Origin of the sequence: Streptococcus pseudopneumoniae (assembly GCF_038148955.1) — a bacterium.
GTDB classification, from domain to species: domain Bacteria; phylum Bacillota; class Bacilli; order Lactobacillales; family Streptococcaceae; genus Streptococcus; species Streptococcus pseudopneumoniae_T.
Genome location: NZ_JBBJZY010000003.1, coordinates 92,665 through 111,354, shown reverse-complemented (window position 1 = coordinate 111,354; position 18,690 = coordinate 92,665). Strand labels below are relative to the sequence as shown.

General features: G+C 40.8%; 4 protein-coding genes and 2 pseudogenes. All 6 read left to right on the top strand.

Annotated features, from left to right (window positions below):
- Positions 1–249 precede the first annotated feature (249 nt).
- The gene (locus tag WKI23_RS02150; RefSeq protein ID WP_368078794.1) at positions 250–4,038 is read left to right on the top strand and encodes a sugar-binding domain-containing protein; all 3,789 of its coding nucleotides are present in this window, start codon (positions 250–252) and stop codon (positions 4,036–4,038) included.
- A 1-nt stretch (position 4,039) separates the two neighbouring features.
- Entirely contained in the window at positions 4,040–5,728 is a 1,689-nt protein-coding gene (locus tag WKI23_RS02145; protein ID WP_368078793.1) for an alpha-L-fucosidase, read from the top strand.
- Between the two features lie 100 nt (positions 5,729–5,828).
- Positions 5,829–6,707, top strand: coding sequence for an Rpn family recombination-promoting nuclease/putative transposase (locus WKI23_RS02140; protein ID WP_368078792.1), 879 nt, complete (start codon positions 5,829–5,831; stop codon positions 6,705–6,707).
- Between the two features lie 8 nt (positions 6,708–6,715).
- Positions 6,716–7,072: pseudogene (locus WKI23_RS02135) on the top strand (Rpn family recombination-promoting nuclease/putative transposase); the annotation flags it as partial.
- A 703-nt stretch (positions 7,073–7,775) separates the two neighbouring features.
- On the top strand, positions 7,776–13,703 hold the full coding sequence (locus WKI23_RS02130; protein ID WP_368078791.1) for a DUF1542 domain-containing protein: 5,928 nt from the start codon (positions 7,776–7,778) through the stop codon (positions 13,701–13,703).
- A gap of 15 nt (positions 13,704–13,718) precedes the next feature.
- Positions 13,719–18,221, top strand: a pseudogene (locus WKI23_RS02125) (hypothetical protein); the annotation flags it as partial.
- Between the last annotated feature and the right edge of the window lie 469 nt (positions 18,222–18,690).

Here is an 18,690-nt window from a genome sequence, read left to right as displayed (position 1 = left end):
TTGCAGATAGAACTGACGAAGTCAGTAACATATATACGGTAAGGCGACGTTGACGTGGTTTGAAGAGATTTCAGAAGAGTATTATTTCTTGAAAATGACAGTTTGCTTGAACATGGAGTGATTTTCAGACTTTTCCACAAATTATAGAATCTTTTCTGAGTATTTAGGGAGTGATGGAGGAAATCTTGAAAGCGCTTTTGTTTTGTGCTATAGTCAAGTAAATAGACTTGTTTAACGAGGAATGCTTGTATGAGAAGAGAAGAAGTTTTACGAAATCACTGGTATTTTAGCCAGGAGGTGGGGAAAGAAGAGGCCTTGGCGTCGGATTTTCAGAGGGAAAATTGGCGACCTATTCAAGTGCCACATGACTGGAGTATTTACAATGATTTTGACCATTATTCGCCAGCGCAAAATGAGGGTGGTCAGTTAAATGGGGGTCAGGCTTGGTACCGGACGCAGTTCTACTTGGAAGAAGATGCCAGTCTTGTTTCAGTGCGTTTGCTCTTTGATGGGGTTTACATGAATGCCCAAGTCTATATCAACGGGCAAGTGCTGGGCTATTATCCCAATGGCTATATGCCCTTTTCTTATGATATCACGCCTTATCTAAGAAACGATGGGACGGCCAACCAGCTTGCGGTTTTTGTAGAAAATCAGCAACCTAGCAGTCGTTGGTACTCTGGTAGCGGTATTTACCGAGAAGTAAAATTGTTGATTACAGATCTGGTGCATCTGGATTTGTATGGGATTAAGATATCAAGTCCCAAGCTCAAGGAGCAAAGGCAATCTTGGGTGGGAACCCAGCTTGAAAGCAAGGTTTCAAATGATGGACCTCAGTCCGTGTCGGTGTATTTGGAACAGGGTATCTGGTATGATGGACAACAGGTTTCAGACTGGCAGGAAACAGACTCTGTAGTGATTGAAGCTGGGGACAAACATTCTTTCCAACAAGCAATATCAATTTTTCAACCCTTGCTTTGGGATATTGATCATCCTCACCTTTACCAATTGAAGACTCGCCTTTACAAAAATGGAATTTTAGTTGATGAAGAAGAGGAGACCTTTGGTTACCGCTATATGGATTGGCAAGCGGATAAGTGCTTCTTTCTAAATGGTCGTTGGTTGAAGATTCATGGAGTTTGTCTGCACCATGACTATGGATCTCTGGGAGCTGTGGAAAACAGGTCAGCTGCTGAGAGACGATTGCGCCAGATGAAGGAAATGGGGGTCAATGCAATCCGAGTCACCCATAATCCAGCCAGTAGTATATTGCTGGATCTGTCTGCCAAAATGGGCTTACTTATCCAAGAAGAAGCCTTTGATACCTGGTATGGAGGCAAGAAAGAATATGACTATGGTCGCTTTTTTGAGGAAGAAGCGACTCATCCAGAAGCGAAAGCAGGCGATTTCTGGTCAGATTACGATTTGCGAACCATGATTGAGCGTGGCAAGAACAATCCAGCCATCTTTATGTGGTCCTTAGGAAATGAAGTTAGTGAAGCAAATGGTGATGCTCATTCATTGAAGACGATCAAACGCTTGCTGGAAAGGGTCAATGAGATTGATGATAGCCGTTTTGTGACCATGGGAATGGACCAGTTCCGCTTTGGAGATGGTTCTGGAGGTCATGAAAAGATTGCTGATTTGCTGGATGTGGTAGGCTTGAATTACTCGGAAGATAATATTGACGCGATTCGCAAAAGACATCCCAAGTGGCGCCTTTATGGGTCTGAAACCTCATCGGCTACACGGACGCGTGATAGCTATTTTCGTCCAGATAAGGAATGGGTTGGGGATAATCGCCACGTGCGGAATTTTGAACAGTCAGACTATGGCAATGATCGAGTTCCTTGGGGGAAGACGGCGACGGCTTCTTGGATAGCAGATAGAAATCGGCTAGACTATGCGGGTCAGTTTATCTGGACAGGAGTGGACTATATCGGCGAGCCGACTCCTTGGCATAATCAAAATGACACACCTGTCAAGAGTTCCTATTTTGGGATTGTGGATACAGCAGGGATTCCTAAAAATGACTATTATCTCTATCAAAGTCAGTGGGTGGACCTAGATCAGCATCCCATGGTTCATATCTTGCCCCATTGGAATTGGGAAATCCACAAGAGTTATCAACAAGTTGTGGATAAGTATGGGGATATCCCTGTTAGAGTGTATTCAAATGCTGGTTCTGTAGAGCTATTTCTCAATGGAAAATCCCAAGGCAGAAAGACTTTTCAGGAAAAATGGACCTCAGACGGTAGAAAATACCAAGAGGGACAAGGTTCTGACCAACTCTATCTCGAATGGTGTTTGGCTTATCAACCAGGAGAATTGCATGCTGTAGCCTATGACCGTCAAGGTCAGATTGTAGCAGAAGATAGGGTGGTGACTGCAGGTAAGCCAGCCAAAATCGGGTTACATGCCGAGAAAACCAAACTGGAGCCAGATGGGCAAGACCTCCTCTATCTCTATTTTGATGTATTGGACAAGGATGGAAATTGGGTGCCGAACGCTTCCAATCAGCTTCATTTTGAAATTGAAGGCCCTGCTCGCATTGTGGGTGTGGATAATGGCAGGCAGGCCAGTCGTGAACGTTACAAGGCTCAGAAAAATGGTCGGTTTAAGCGGAAAGCCTTCCATGGCAGAGGTGTACTTTTGGTTCAGAGCTTGGAGCAGGCAGGTTTAGTCAGAGTAAAGGCCAGTGCCAGAGGGCTAGAGCCAGCAAGTTTTGATCTCTTAGTGGGAGAGGCTTTGGCTACCCAACCAGTGAAAAATAAGCGCTTGTTTGAGATTCGAGTGGACAAGCAGGCAGGATTACAAGAAGGGGATTCCCCAGCTATTGGACTTTATCCACAAACTGTGGATAACCCTGTGAACAAGGTGGGGAATAGTGAAGTGATTTGGGAGACGAGTGGTGGTGCCCACACCATTATCAAGCAGGGAGTGCTTCATTGCTTGTCTGCAGGCGACTTGGTTATCAGTGCTATTTATCAAGGGAAAACCTATCAAACTCATTTGCAGGTGGCAGAAAATAACTCACTAGGGCAAGCAGTTTCTGTACGACCACTTCGCTTGTATACAGCTAAGGGAACTTATCCACAACTTCCATCTTCAGTTTTGGTGGACTATGAGTTCGGGGGTGCAAAACGAGTCAAGGTTGTTTGGGAGGAGATTCCTGAGCAAGCTTTGGCAAGATTTCATGAGTTTACGGTATCTGGTCAGCTAGAAGGTCTGGATTTAAAGGCTTCTGCTCAGGTTTGTGTCCAAGGGATTTGCGCTATTGAGCCTGAAAGGGTTTGGACGCTTGTCAAGGAAGCCCCACACTTACCAGATCGAGTCAAGCTAGTCTTATCAGATGGCAGACGAGATACGGCCAAGGTGACTTGGGATGAACTCGATACTCAAGTCTATGCTCAGGTAGGAGAAAGTGTGCTCACAGGGCAGGTAGCGGGCTGTGAGTTGCCAGCAATAGTCACCATTCATGTGACAGATGCCAGTGTAGATGGAGAAGTTATTTCCAATCAGTGGACAGGGTCTAACCTGCCTCTGGTCTTTGCTTCCCACTCAGAGCCTAATCACCCAGCCTCTTACCTCAATGACAAGGTCATTGCTCGGAAGAAATCGACAGCCAATACTTGGATTACCAAGTCAGAGCAAGCCAGCGTGGGTATTCTTTTTGGAGATGCAGGGATTTTAAAACCGCGATTTGTGGATAACGTGACCTTGTATTATGTTGAAAATCAAGAATATGTGGCTGTTGAGCCGACCTTTATTGATTATTATGTGGGGAATGAGCCTAGCTTGCCTCGGACTCCAAATCATTTGGATAAGGATTCCCTGCTCAAACAAGAGGAGAATTGGCGACCTGTATCAGCTATCCGAAAATTTTCAAGCGACAAGGATGAAGAGATTCGTTTTGAATTTGACAAGGTGGAAACTTATGCCCTTCGTCTTCGATTTGAAGGCTTGACCAGTCCCCTAGCGTTAACAGAATTGCAAGTACATGCTAAAAAAGTGAAGAAAAATGTAGATAGGAAATAGTATGGTAAGAGAAATAAAATCGCATGGGCCCTTGCCTAGTCAGGCCCAGCTAGCTTATTTAGAGGATGAACTAGCAGCCTTTATCCATTTTGGGCCTAATACTTTTTATGACCAGGAATGGGGGACAGGTCAGGAGGATCCTGAACGCTTTAACCCGACACAGTTAGATGTGCGTGAATGGGTTCGTGTGCTCAAGGAAACGGGCTTCAAAAAGTTGATTCTGGTGATTAAGCACCACGATGGTTTTGTCCTTTATCCGACGGCTCACACAGATTATTCGGTCAAGGCCAGTCCTTGGAGGAATGGAGAGGGGGATTTACTCCTTCAAGTATCCCAAGCTGCCACAGAGTTTGATATGGATATGGGGGTCTACCTGTCACCCTGGGATGCCCACAGCCCGCTCTATCATGTGGACCGAGAAGCGGACTACAATGCCTATTATCTGGCTCAGCTGAAAGAAATCTTATCAAATCCTGCCTATGGTAATGCAGGGAAATTTGCTGAGGTCTGGATGGATGGTGCCAGAGGAGAGGGTGCTCAAAAGGTCAATTATGAATTTGAAAAATGGTTTGAAACCATTCGTGAACTGCAGGGCGATTGCTTAATTTTTTCAACAGAAGGCACCAGTATACGCTGGATTGGCAATGAACGAGGGTATGCAGGTGATCCCCTGTGGCAAAAGGTGAATCCTGACAAACTAGGAACAGAAGCAGAGCTGGACTATCTTCAGCACGGAGATCCCTCGGGCACGATTTTTTCAATCGGTGAGGCAGATGTTTCTATCCGGCCGGGCTGGTTTTACCATGAGGATCAGGATCCTAAGTCTCTTGAGGAGTTGGTCGAAATCTACTTTCACTCGGTGGGGAGGGGCACACCTCTCTTACTCAATATTCCGCCGAATCAAGATGGACTATTTGATGCAAAGGATATTGAACGACTTTATGAATTTGCGACCTATCGCAATGAGCTCTATAAAGAAGATTTGGCTCTGGGAGCCAAGGTATCTGGTCCAGCTCTTTCCGCAGACTTTGCCTGTCATCATCTGACAGATGGCCTTGAGACTAGTTCATGGGCAAGCGATGCAGACTTGCCCATCCAGCTAGAACTCGACCTAGGATCTCCTAAAACTTTTGATGTAATTGAGTTAAGAGAAGATTTGAAGCTAGGGCAACGAATCGCTGCTTTTCATGTGAAAATAGAGGTGGACGGCGTCTGGCAGGAATTTGTCATGGGCTTTACGGTTGGGCATAAGCGCCTCCTGCGAGGGCCGCTAGTAGAGGCACAGAAGGTGCGCGTGATGATTACAGAGGTACAATCTATTCCTGTATTGACCAAGATTTCCCTCTATAAAACTCCTAGCTTATCAAAAAAAGAAGTTGTTCAGGGACTAGCATTTGCAGAAAAAAGCCTAGCTGTGGCAAAGGGAGAGACTCTTCATTTTAGGATTGAACGTAGCGAATGTAACACTCCTTTAGAGGCTAAGATTTCGATTCAACCGGGGACAGGTGTCCATGGTGTCGCCTATCAGGACGAGATTCAGGCCCTTGCGTTTCAAGCTGGGGAAAGCAAAAAAGATTTGACCATACCAACCCTGTATTTTGCTGCTGATAAGACCTTAGATTTCTATCTAAATCTGACTGTTAATGGACAGTTGGTTGATCAAGCTCATATTTTAGTTGAAACGAGATAAAATATCTTCACAATTCATTTCTTTTCCGAATAAATAGATAGTAGCAGTGAATCTAGTAAACCTAGATTTAAAAATGTGCTATAATGAAAGGAGAAGAAATATGACTGTGCGTCATCCGGGCATTAGCCCAACTAATGATTTGGTTGCTAAGAAGATTTTTAGCAACCCAGAAATCACTTGTCAATTTATTCGCGATATGTTGGATTTACCAGCCAAAAATGTGACCATTTTGGAGGGAAGTAATATTCACGTCTTGCCTTCCATGCCCTACTCAGCGCAGGATTTTTATACCAGTATAGATGTTTTAGCTGAACTAGATAATGGCACTCAAGTAATCATTGAGATTCAAGTACATCATCAGAATTTTTTCATCAATCGCCTGTGGGCTTATCTGTGCAGTCAGGTCAATCAAAATCTTGAAAAAATTCGCCAACGTGAAGGTGATACTCACCAGAGCTATAAACACATCGCACCAGTCTATGCTATCGCCATTGTGGATAGTAATTATTTCCAAGATGACTTGGCTTTCCATAGCTTTAGTATGCGAGAGGATACGACAGGTGAGGTTTTAACTATTACCAATAACGGACAAGAAAACCATCTGGTCAAGATGGCATTCTTGGAATTAAAAAAATATAGAGAAACCAGCAAGGATAGTGTTCGCAAGCCGTGGTTGGAGTTTTTCGGGAATAAACCCTTTACCCAGCACCCCGAGCGAGCCATCAGCCAAGCAGACCAACTGCTGGACTACAAGAGCTGGTCCGAGGAGGACAGGAGAATGTTTAGTGAACAACGCAGGCGTGAAGAACAAGCCTTGTTAGCACAGGACTATGCCTTGGAAACAGCTAGGGCGGAAGGGAAATTTTTTGCCTTCCTAGATATGGTCCACCAAGGTCTTCTGACTTCTGAGGTTGCGAGTGAACAATTAGGCATGCCAGTCGCGGAGTTTGAAGAACTATTGAAAGACCATCATAAATAAGATCTAACAAATACAGAGAAACCAGCAAAGACGAGGTTCGCAAGCCGTGGTTGGAGTTTTTCGGTAATAAACCCTTTACCCAACAACCTGAGCGAGCTATCAGCCAAGCAGATCAACTGCTAGACTACAAGAGCTGGTCCGAGGAGGACAGGAAAATGTTTAGTCAACTACGTATGCGCGAAGAACAAGCCTTGTTAGCACAGGACTATGCCTTGGAAACAGCTAGGGCGGAAGGTATTGAACAAGGTTTAGAACGTGGGAAACTTTTTGCCTTTCTGGATATGGTCCGTCAAGGTCTTCTGACTTCGGAGGTTGCCAGCCAGCAATTAGGCATGACTGTCGCTGAGTTTGAGGCATTGCTGTAAATAGGAACAGATGACATGTTGCCAAAATGAGGTAGCATGTTTTATTTTAGCTTTAGCTGTTAGTCGCAACAGGCAGACTAGCACGAGGCTGCTAATACTTTTAGGTTGTAATTAGGATATTGAAGTCAGTCATATTGCTACGGTGAGGCGACTCCAGTGTATCCAACCTTTAAATGTTAGGTGAATAGTGTATATGAGAGATAGGGTCTGGTTCTGTTGGGCTCTGCTAGAAAGCTATCAGAGAATCTGAGCATTTAACTGACAGGTTCTATTTTTGGAAGAAAAAAAGCCAAAAACATAAAAATCCTTGTATATTTATTTTACGAATATTTTGTTCAAAAAAACAAGAATAGTTCCTTTTAGGTATCAAAGTTATCTGCTTTTCAAAATAAAAAGAATTTATTCAAATTCATTTCCGAATTTTAGTTTTCAAGGAAATATAACAATATATAGAAAATTAAAGCATTTTCCTGATTTTAAAGTTAAAAAATTCATAATTTTGGTTATAAAAACGAACGAATTGTAAAAATTGTCTGAAAATGTTTTTTTTTTTAAGTAAATTTGATGAGCATTTAGTTTGCATATATATCACTTATCATGTACAATGAAGAAGTAAAGTATCACATGCAAAACCTCGTCCATGGCGAGGAATCTTTGCATGTAGATATGGACATAAAAAATATTTTTAAGGAGAACACAATAAGTGGAGAAGAAATCGCCTATGAGTCGTGTTGAACGCTCGCACCGTGAAAAAGTCACACGTTACTCAATCCGTAAATATAGTTTTGGAGCAGCCAGTGTAGCAGTTGCTGCCCTGTTCATGTTCTTGGGAAATGGAGCTGTATCAGCTAATGAGTTAAGCAAACAAGAGACATCTCTAGCAGCTCCAGGGCTAGCCTCTGAACATGAGGGACCACAAGAAGCAGAAAGTGCTTCGGTAGTAGCACCAGCTTCTGATGCCCAATCAACTCCAGCAGCACAACCAGTCGTAGAAGAACCAGCAAAACCAGCTGCACCAGAAGTAACAACTCCAGCTTTGGACAAAAAGCAACTTGAAAACTACATTTCAGAAGTTAAATCAAAACTTTCTGCAGGTACGTATGCTAATAAAACAGAGGAGAGCCTTGCTCTTTTGAATGGTGAATTGGCTTCTGCTGAGTCTGTACTCGCTTCTGCAACTAGTCAAGATGAATTGAACGTAGCTTACAGAAACCTTGTCACTACAGTAAGCTCAAAATTAAAAAACAAACCAAAAGATTCAAAAGACGCTCCGAAAGTAGATACTACTAACGGACAACCAACTGTAGGTAAAAAAGCAGAAAACACTGAGAAAAAATCAGAATCTAACGCAATCGAAAACACAGGTTTAAACGACCCACGTAACGATAAAGAGATTGATAAAGAGAATGCTTTCCGTACAGAAGCGACAGCTACAACTCATGCACCTACAACGGTAACTTCAGGGAATTTAAGTTATACTATAGAATTTTCTAATGATAAGACAAAAGAAGTCTATGCTTATAACGAAGAAGATACAGACATTGAGATTTCTGTAAATTCAACAACTGGTAAAAAACTAAAAGAAGTGACAGTTAAAAAAGGAAGTGGTCAGTATTTAGATGGAAGACCTATATCTTCGCCTATTAAACCAGTAGAAACAGATGGTTTCGGATGGTCGTACAGTTCAATTACAAGTCCAACAACAGGACCAGTAACAGTACGTGTAACAGGAAAACCAAATGAGACATTTAAAACAAATCCGAAAGTTGGATATACTAAACAAGAAAATCAAAATGCAGTATTAGGGGATAGATATTTACATATTGTTGATGAAGATGGAGACAAAATATCAGGTGGTACAAACTCATCTAATCCAGGTTACTTCAAAATGGTTGTTAAATCTCAAACATACAAATACAGCATCCAGCAACCAGAAAACAATGCGAATAAAATTGGTGTTTCAGATATTAACAACTTAACGGAAACTGATATTCAGAAAATTAAAGACCAAATCAAAATTGGATATTCTACAACTAGCCAAGATGCTAGACTAGAATCTAAAAAAGGTCAAGATTTAGATAATCAAGCTTCTGTAGTGAAAAGTATTGACGTAAATGGACAAACTATCACTGTAACCTATAACGATGATTCAACAGACACAGCTTCAATTTCTGATGTGGCACGTACCAATAACGCACCAACAGTCGAAATTCCATTCTCTGATGCTGCAACAAAGCAGGTTTATGTTTATGGAGGAGAAGAAAATTCATTTGATATTAAATTCAAAGATGACTCAGGTAAGATCAAGAGTGCTGCAGTAGTTCAAGGTGGGAATAATGCATTTAATAAAGTAGAAGGTGAAGAAAATAAAGTAGATGTTGAGTGGGGATACACTGCGAACTTTATTGATGCTGAAACAACAGCAACAGAAGATTCACCGGCAATTATTAGTTATTCAGGAATGCCTGGAGGTAAGCTAACAAATAAACAATTAGAAACAGCCAGAACTAAAGGTTTAGTGTTAGGTAAGCGATATGCAACAGCGGCTGACTTAGATAATGCAATAATTAAAAATACTGCTCGAGGTAATTCGTTCCAAACAGACCCAGGAGCATTTGAAGTTGTATTGAAACCACAAACTCAAAAGTATGACATCCAAACACCAGCAGAAGCTGATAAAGTAGCAGTGGATGACGCGTCAGATGTGAGTGAAGCAGAATTTAATAAAATCAAAGATAAGATTAAGATTGAATACTCTAAAAATAACATCGATGCTCGTCTAGCTGATAAAAAAGGTCAAGCTGTAGAAAATCAAGCAGACCGTATCACAAGCATTAAAAAAGTTGATAACAATGTAGTTGTAACCTATAAAGATGGTTCAACAGACACTAGACCATTGACTGATTTTGCACGTACGAACAATGCTCCAGAAGTAACAATCCCTTACTCTACAACTGCAAATGGTAAAAAAGATGTCTATATTTATGCTAATGAAGATATCAATATCGATATTAAATATACAGATGATTTAGGTAAGATTAAATCTGCAACAGTTAAAAAAGGTGGAAACAATGATTTAAGTGCAACTGCGAATCCTGCAGTTTTAGATAACGAATATGATATGACTTTAACGCCAATTACTGCAGAAACAGTAGCGACAGCGGAAAATCCTGCAATTGTGAAAATTGGTGGTAAGGTAACGAAAGAGACACCTAAACTTGACGCGGCTAAATTCCCTAAAGGTGATAATGATGAATATCGTCTAGTAACTCGTTATGCAACTGCAACTGACACAGATGGAAAAGAAATTCGTAATGTTGCTAAAGGTTCTTCATATGAAACTGACCCAGGTTCATTCAGTATTGTATTAAAATCTCAAACGAAAAAATATGACATTAGAGAGTTGGCTGATGCTGAGAAACCGGTGGTATCAAACATTGATAATATTCCAGCAGATGAGTTAGCTAATATTAAAGAAAATCTTCCATTAGAATACTCTAAGAAAAATGAAGATAAGAACTTAGAAGATAAAAAAGGAAAAGCAGTAGAAGCTGAAAATGCTAAGAAGGTTGTAAAAGATCTTGTTCAAGAGGGTACGAACTTAGTAGTAACTTATCAAGATGATTCTAAAGATACAATTCCTGTAGAGAAAGTTGTGAAATTAGATAAACAACCAGCTATTGATGCGGTTACTAACAAAGCGACAGAACAAATCGCAGCTATCAATGGTAACGATAAGTTAACACCAGCTGAAAAAGAAAAAGCTATTGCTGAAGTTAATAAAGATAAAGACGCAGCATTAGAAAAAATCGCTGATGCAACAAATGCAGCAGATATAACTGCAGGTAAAGATGAAGGTACTGGTGCTGTAGCGAAAGTAAATCCAATCGGTAAAGAAAAAGCTAAAGAAGAAATCGCTAAGACTTTGGAAGCTAAGAAGGATGCTATTGCGAACAATGATAGCTTAACACAAGCCGAGAAGGAAAAAGCTAAAAAAGATGCTGAAGACAAGGCAGCCGCCGCCCTTGCTGAAATCGAAAAACAACCAGCAACAGCAGAAACAGCAGCTGCGGCAACAGCAGCTCAAACTACTGTAAATGAAAAACAAGCTGAAGGAACCAAAGAAGTTGCTAAAATCAACCCAATCGGTAAACAAGCAGCATTAGACAAAATCGATGAAGCTTTAAAAGCTAAAGAAGCAGAAATGGATGCCCGCACTGACCTAACAGAGGAAGAAAAGGCAGAAGCGAAGGCAGAAGCTAAAAAACTTGCTGATGCTAAGAAAGCTGAAATTAAGGATAAAAATGATAATGCAGAAACGCCTGAAGCAGCTACACAAGAGCAAGGTAAAATCGATACAGCAGGCGATACTGGAAAAACACAGGTAGAGGGTGTTACTAAACCTGCTGCTAAAAAACCAGCAGCTAAAACAGCGGTAGAAACTACAGCCGCTGCTAAAAAGCAAGAAATTGCTCAAGACGCAGCCTTGACTGAAGAAGCTAGAGCAAAACTTCAAGCTGAGGTAGATGCTGTTAAGAAAGCTTCGGAAGAGGCAATCGATGGTGCTAAGAAAAATGCCGATGTTGATAACGCTAAGAAATCAGCAGAAGCAGCGATTAAAGCCATCAACTCTGCTCGTTTACCAGCGAACAAGGTAATTGCTGAAAATCCAACAGCCTTAAATGAGGATGAACGGAAAAAACTAGAAGATGCTATTAAAGCAGTAAACCCTCCTGGAACGACGGTAGTTGTTAAGGATGATGGAAGTGCTGAAGTAACCTTACCAGGGAAGCAAGCACCTGAAACATTAAAACAAACAGACCTAACAAAAGATGTAAATGCTTTAGATACTGCAGGTGGTGGCAACAACATCAACCGTCCAACGGATAAAGTGATTGTTGGAAATCCTGAAAGTTTGACAGATGCAGATAAAGAAAACATCAAAAAAGCTGTTCGTGAAGTAAATCCTAATGCTGTTGTGACAATTGATGACAATGGTACAGTAACGGTTTCAACACCAGAAGGAAATACAGCAGGATTTACAGCCAAAGAATTGGTGCGTACTTTAGCTGATGCAGCAAATCCTGATTCAGGTAATGCAGGTGTTCGTAAGCCAGCAGATAAAAAAGTTGGACTAGCGACAGACCCGGCAGCACAAGCTGAAGTAACTGAAAAACTGAAAAAATTAAATGGTGGCGACGAAAAAGTTAAAGCTGTTAAATATGACGATGAAGGAAATGCAACAGTAGTTCTTAAAGACGGAACAATTGCGACAATTCCAGCAGGTGACTTATTCAAGACAGAAGAAGATGCTAAGAAAGCAAACGGTGGCGATGACATCAATAAACCGAATGCTCAAACAGTTGTAGAAGATATTGCAGCATTACAAGGTGAAGCAAATAAAGAAAAACTTGATAAAGTAAAAGCTGAAATTAAAGCAAAAGTTGAAGCTGTAAATCCAGGTGCAGTTGTAGTAGTTGACGACCAAGGAAACGCAGTTGTAACAACACCAGAAGGTAAAACAGCAGTTATTGACGCAGATGATTTAATTAAAAAACCTAATGAAACATCAACTGCCAAAGCTGGTAACAACATCAACAACCCAGCTGACAGAGTACGTGTTGATAACAGTAAGCAATTAACAGACCCTGAACTTGCTAGAATTAAAGCAGCAGTTGAAGCAGTGAACCCAGATGCTACAGTAGTAGTCGATGACCAAGGAAATGCGACTGTAACAACTAAAGATGGTAAAACTGCAACAATTCCAGTGGCAGATTTAGTCAAATCAGATGCGGATAAAGAGAATGTTAACGGTGGAAACCAAGTAAACACTCCAGCTGATAGAGTAGTGGTGGACAGTACAGATGCACCATTACCACAAGAAGTTACAGACGCTATTAAAGCTAAAATTCAAGCAGTAAATCCAGATGCAACAGTTGTTGTAGATGAAAAAGGAAATGCAACAGTAACAACACCAGCAGCACCAGGTGAACAACCGAAAACTGCAACAATCCCAGCGAGCGATTTAGTAAAAGCTAAAGCTGACTTAGCTGACCCAGCGAAACAAGATGCTGTAAACAAACCAGCAGATAAAGTAGTAGTTGACCCAGCATTAGAAGCAGCTAATAAAGACTTACCAACAGAAGCTAAAGACGCTATTAAAGCAGCTGTAGAAGCAGTAAACCCAGGTTCAACTGTAGTAGTTGATGACAAAGGAAATGCAACAGTAACAACACCAGGAGGTAAGACTGTAGTAATTCCAAAAGCTGACTTAGTGAAGAAAGAAGCTGACAAAGAAACTGCTAAAGCAGGAAACAACATCAACAAACCAGCAGACAAAGTAGTTGCTGATAAAGATGCTTTAACACCTGAAAATATCGAAGCAATCAAAGCTAAAGTTCAAGCAGTAAACCCAGGTGCAACAGTAGTAGTAGACGACAAAGGAAACGCAACTGTAGTTACACCAGACGGACAAACAGCAACAATTCCAGTAACTGACTTAGTGAAATCTCCAGAAGAAGCTAAAGATGCTAAAGCAGGAAACAACGTAAACAAACCAGCTGATAAAGTATCTGCAAACAAAGATGCGTTAACTCCTGAAGACATTAAAGCAATCGAAGCTAAAGTTTAAGCAGTTAACCCAGATGCTAAAGTATTCGTTGACAACAAAGGAAATGCAACAGTATCTACTCCAGATGGTAAAACAGCAACAATTCCTGTTGAAGACTTAGTAAAAGATCCAGCAGCTAAAGATGAAGTAAATGGTGGAAACAAAGTAAACACTCCAGCAACGAAAGTGGTTGTAACAGATCCTGCTAATATCAAGGCTGATGAAGATAAGATCAAAGCAGAAATTCTTAAAGTTAACTCAGGTGCAACAGTAGCATTCGATACAGAAGGGAACGCAACAGTAACAACGAAAGATGGAGCTGTAGCAACAATTCCAGCATCTGATTTAGCAAAAGATGCAGCTGACTTAAGGAACCCAGACAAACAAGATGCAGTTAAGAAACCAGCAGACAAAACACTTGTTAAGAAAGCAGGTAAATTAACTCAAGCTGAAAAAGATGCAATCAAAGCAGCTGTAGCAAAAGTAAATCCAGAAAATACAACAGTAGTTGTAGATGAAAAAGGAAATGCAACAGTCACAACACCAGACGGTAAAACTGAAGTAATCCCAGCATCAGACTTAGTGAAAACTGCAAAAGAAGCTGAAGGTGCAAACGCAGGAAACAACATCAACAAGCCAGCGGATAAAGTAGCGGCAGTGGCAGCAGATTTAGTTGGACCTAAGAAAGATGAAGTTGTAGCTAAAATCAAAAAAGCGGTTGAAGCAGTAAACCCAGGTGCGACTGTCTTTGTTGATGACCAAGGAAACGCAACAGTAACAACTCCAGAAGGAAACACAGCAACAATCCCTGTTGAAGATTTACTGAAAGATTCAGCAGCTAAAGAAACTCCATCAGCAGGAAACAAAGTAAATACTCCAGCAGAAAGAACAGTAGTAGCAAATCCAGCTAAATTAACTGATGCTGAAAAAGCTAAGATTACTGCAGCGATTCAAGAGGTAAACCCTGAAGGGACTAAAGTTGTATTTGACGAAGCAGGAAACGCAACAGTAACAGTACCAAATGAGGACGGGACTACATCGTCTACAGCGACAATCCCTGTAAGTGACCTAGTGAAATCAAATGCTGAAAAAGATCTATTGGATCCAGCTAAACAAAATCCAGTTAAGAAACCTATCGATCAAACAGTAGTTGCTGATAAAGATGCACTAACACCAACAGACAAAGAAAAAATCGCAGCTAAAGTTAAAGAAGTTAACCCAGGCTCAACAGTATTTGTAGATGATAAAGGAAATGCAACAGTAACAACTACAGATGGTAAGACAGCTGTAATCGCAGCGGATGATTTAGTGAAAACTGATGATGAAGTATTAAGCGATCCAAAAGCAGGTAACCTTATTAACAAACCAGCAGACGGCGTATTTGTTAAAGATGGACAAATCACGGATGATGTTAAAGCAAAAATTGCTGCTAAAGTTCAACGTGTAAATCCAGGTTCAACAGTATTCGTAGATGAAAATGGAAATGCGACAGTAACAACACCAGAAGGTAAAACTGCAACAATTCCAGTAGCTGATTTAACGAAGACTGACGCTGATAAAGCTAAAGTGAATGCAGGAAATAAAATCAATTCACCAGCAGACAGAGTGCTAGTGAAAGACAGAGATAAATTGACAGCGGAAGATATTCAAGAAATTGAGAAAAACATCTTAGAAGTGAACCCAGGAGCAACAGTAGTATTTGACGCAAAAGGAAATGCGACTGTTAAGAATGCAAATGGAGACATCGCAACAATTCCTGTAGAAGCCTTAGCGAAACCAAAAGCAGATCTATTAAAACCTGAGAAACAAGATTTAATTAAGAAACCTGTTGACAAAGTGTTAGTAACAGATCCAGCTAACGTGGATAAAGACGCTATTAAGAAAGCTGTTGAGGAAGTGAACCCAGGTTCAACGGTGGTTATTGATGACAATGGAAATGCAACGATAACTACAGAAGATGGTAGAAGCTTTGTAATTCCAGCAAAAGATTTAGTGAAAACAGCAGAAGAAGCTAAAAATGCAAAAGCTGGAAATAACATTAACAAACCAGCTGATAAAGTAGTAGTAGCTGATCCAACTAAACCATTATCTACAGAAGAGAAAAAAGCGATTGAAGCTAAGATTAAAGAAGTTAATCCAGATGCGAAAGCGATTTTCGTAGATGATAAAGGAAATGCTACAGTAACTGTAGTAGATAAAGATGGTAATACAGCTACAGCAACAATTCCGGCAAAAGATTTAGTGAAAACTGCAGAAGAAGCAGCGAAACCAAATGCAGGAAATAAGGTAAATACACCAGCAGATAAAGTAGTTGTAAGCGATCCAGATCATTTATCAGACGAAGATAAAGCTAAGATTGCAGACGCAATCAAAGCGGTAAATCCAGAAGCTAAGGTGGCATTTGACGACAAAGGAAATGCAACGGTAACAACTAAAGATGGTGATATTGCAACAATTCCAGCGGCTGATTTAGTGAAAACTGCAGAAGAAGCAGCGAAACCAAATGCAGGAAACAATATCAACACACCAGCTGATAAGACTGTAGTAGCAGATCCAAACTCATTAACTGATGATGAGAAGAAAGCAATTGCGGCTAAAGTAGCAGCAGTTAACCCTGGTGCAACTGTAGCAGTAGATGACAAAGGAAACGCAACAGTAACAGTAAATGGTAAGACAGCGGTCATTCCAGCGGCGGCATTAACTAAGACAGCAGATTCAGCTAAAGAACCAAATGCAGGAAACGATGTAGTTAAACCAGCTGACAAGACAGTTGTAGAAAATCCAGAATCATTAACAAAAGATGAGCAAGATGCAATCGCAGCTAAAGTTGCAGAAGTGAATCCAGAAGCTAAAACTGTAGTTGTTGATGACCAAGGAAATGCAACTGTAACAACTAAAGATGGTAAGACAGTGGTTATCCCAGCGAAAGATTTGGTGAAAACAGCAGAAGAAGCAGCTAAGCCAAATGCAGGAAACGATGTAAACACTCCAGCAGATAAGACTGTAGTAGCAAATCCGAATGCTCTAACTCCAGAAGAGAAAAAAGCAATCGAAGAAAAAGTTAAAGCAGTAAATCCAGGTGCTGAAGTTGTAGTGGACAACAAAGGAAACGCAACAGTAACTAAAGATGGTAAGACAGCAGTCATTCCAGCATCAGACTTAACTAAGACAGCAGATTCGGCTAAAGAACCAAACGCAGGAAACGACGTAGTTAAACCAGCAGATAAGACTGTAGTAGCAAATCCAGACTCATTAACACAAGATGAGAAAGATGCAATTGCAGCTAAAGTTAAAGCAGTAAATCCAGATGCGACTGTAGTAGTAGACGACAAAGGAAATGCAACAGTTACACCTAAAGATGGAAAACCAGTTGTAATTCCAGCATCAGACTTAACTAAGACAGCAGCAGACGCAGCTAAACCAAACGCAGGAAACGACGTAGTTAAACCAGCTGACAAGACAGTAGTAGCAAATCCAGACTCATTAACACAAGATGAGAAAGATGCAATTGCAGCTAAAGTAGCAGCCGTCAATCCAGGTGCTGAAGTTGTAGTAGACGACAAAGGAAACGCAACAGTAACAGTAAATGGTAAGACAGCGGTCATTCCAGCGACAGACTTAACGAAGAATGCAGATGCAGAAAAGGCACCAAAAGCAGGAAATGACATTGTTAAACCAGCTTCTAAGACAAAAGTAGCAAATCCAGATAGCTTAACTCCAGAAGAGAAGAAAGCAATCGCAGATAAAGTAACAGCAGTAAATCCAGGTTCAACTGTAGTCGTAGACGACAAAGGAAACGCAACAGTAACTCTTCCAAACGGAAATACAGCAGTTATTCCAGCATCAGATTTAACAAAATCTGAAAAAGATGTGAACGATGGAAAAGCTAAAGACAACGCAGTTACACCAGCTTCTAAGACAAAAGTCGCAAATCCAAATGCCTTAACTGAAGCTGAGAAGAAAACCATCGAAGACAAAGTTAAAGCAGCAAATCCAGGCGCAACTGTAGTAGTTGACGATAAAGGAAATGCAACTGTAGTGAAAGATGGCAATGTTTCAGTTATCCCATCAACAGACTTAGTTAAAGTTGAAGATGATGCTAAGAAAGATAATGGTGGTAACGATGCGAACACACCAGCAGCTAAGACTGTAGTAGCAGATTCAACTAAACTTACAGACAAAGAGAAAGAAGCTGTTAAGAAAGCTGTTGAAGCAGTAAACCCAGGATCAACCGTAGTCGTAGACGATAAAGGAAACGCAACAGTAACCAAAGGTGACGGAACAGTTCTTAACATCCCAGCTTCAGACTTAGTCATCCCAGCAGAAAAATTTGCTGACGAAGCTAAGACTGCTAAAGTGAAAACACCAGCTATCCGTACATTAGTTGGAAATAAAGAAAACTTAACAAAAGACGAAAAAGACGCTGTTAAGAAATCAATTGAAGCAGTAAACCCAGGCGCAACTGTAGTAGTAGACGATAAAGGAAACGCAACAGTAACAATGCCAGACGGTTCGACAGCAACAATTTCTAAAGAACAACTAGTGAAGAATGCAGAAGAAGCGAAAGCTAAAAACGGTGGTAATAATCTTGATTTCGACTTGAGTAAAGTAACGGTAGCAAACCTTGCTAATATTACTCCAGAAGAAAAAGCGAAATTCCAATTCAAAGTTCTAGGTGCTATTACTGATCTTGAAGAATTCGATATTAGCACTCTAGAGAAATCAACTGATGATGAAGGTAATACAATTTACGCATCTAAAGATGGTAAAGTGAAAATTACAATCGACAAAGATGGTAATGCAACAATCGACAAAAATGGTAAGAAAGAAGCAGCAGTTAACATCGATAAAGCCGGAAATGTAACAATCGTTACAAAAGAAGGTAAAGTATTAGCTATCTCAAGAGATGATGCATTCAGACAACGTCCTTATGTACCATCAAATGGTGGAGGCAATAACGGAGCTACTAACACTGACGCAAAAGCAGATAAAGCGAAGTTAGAAGGTG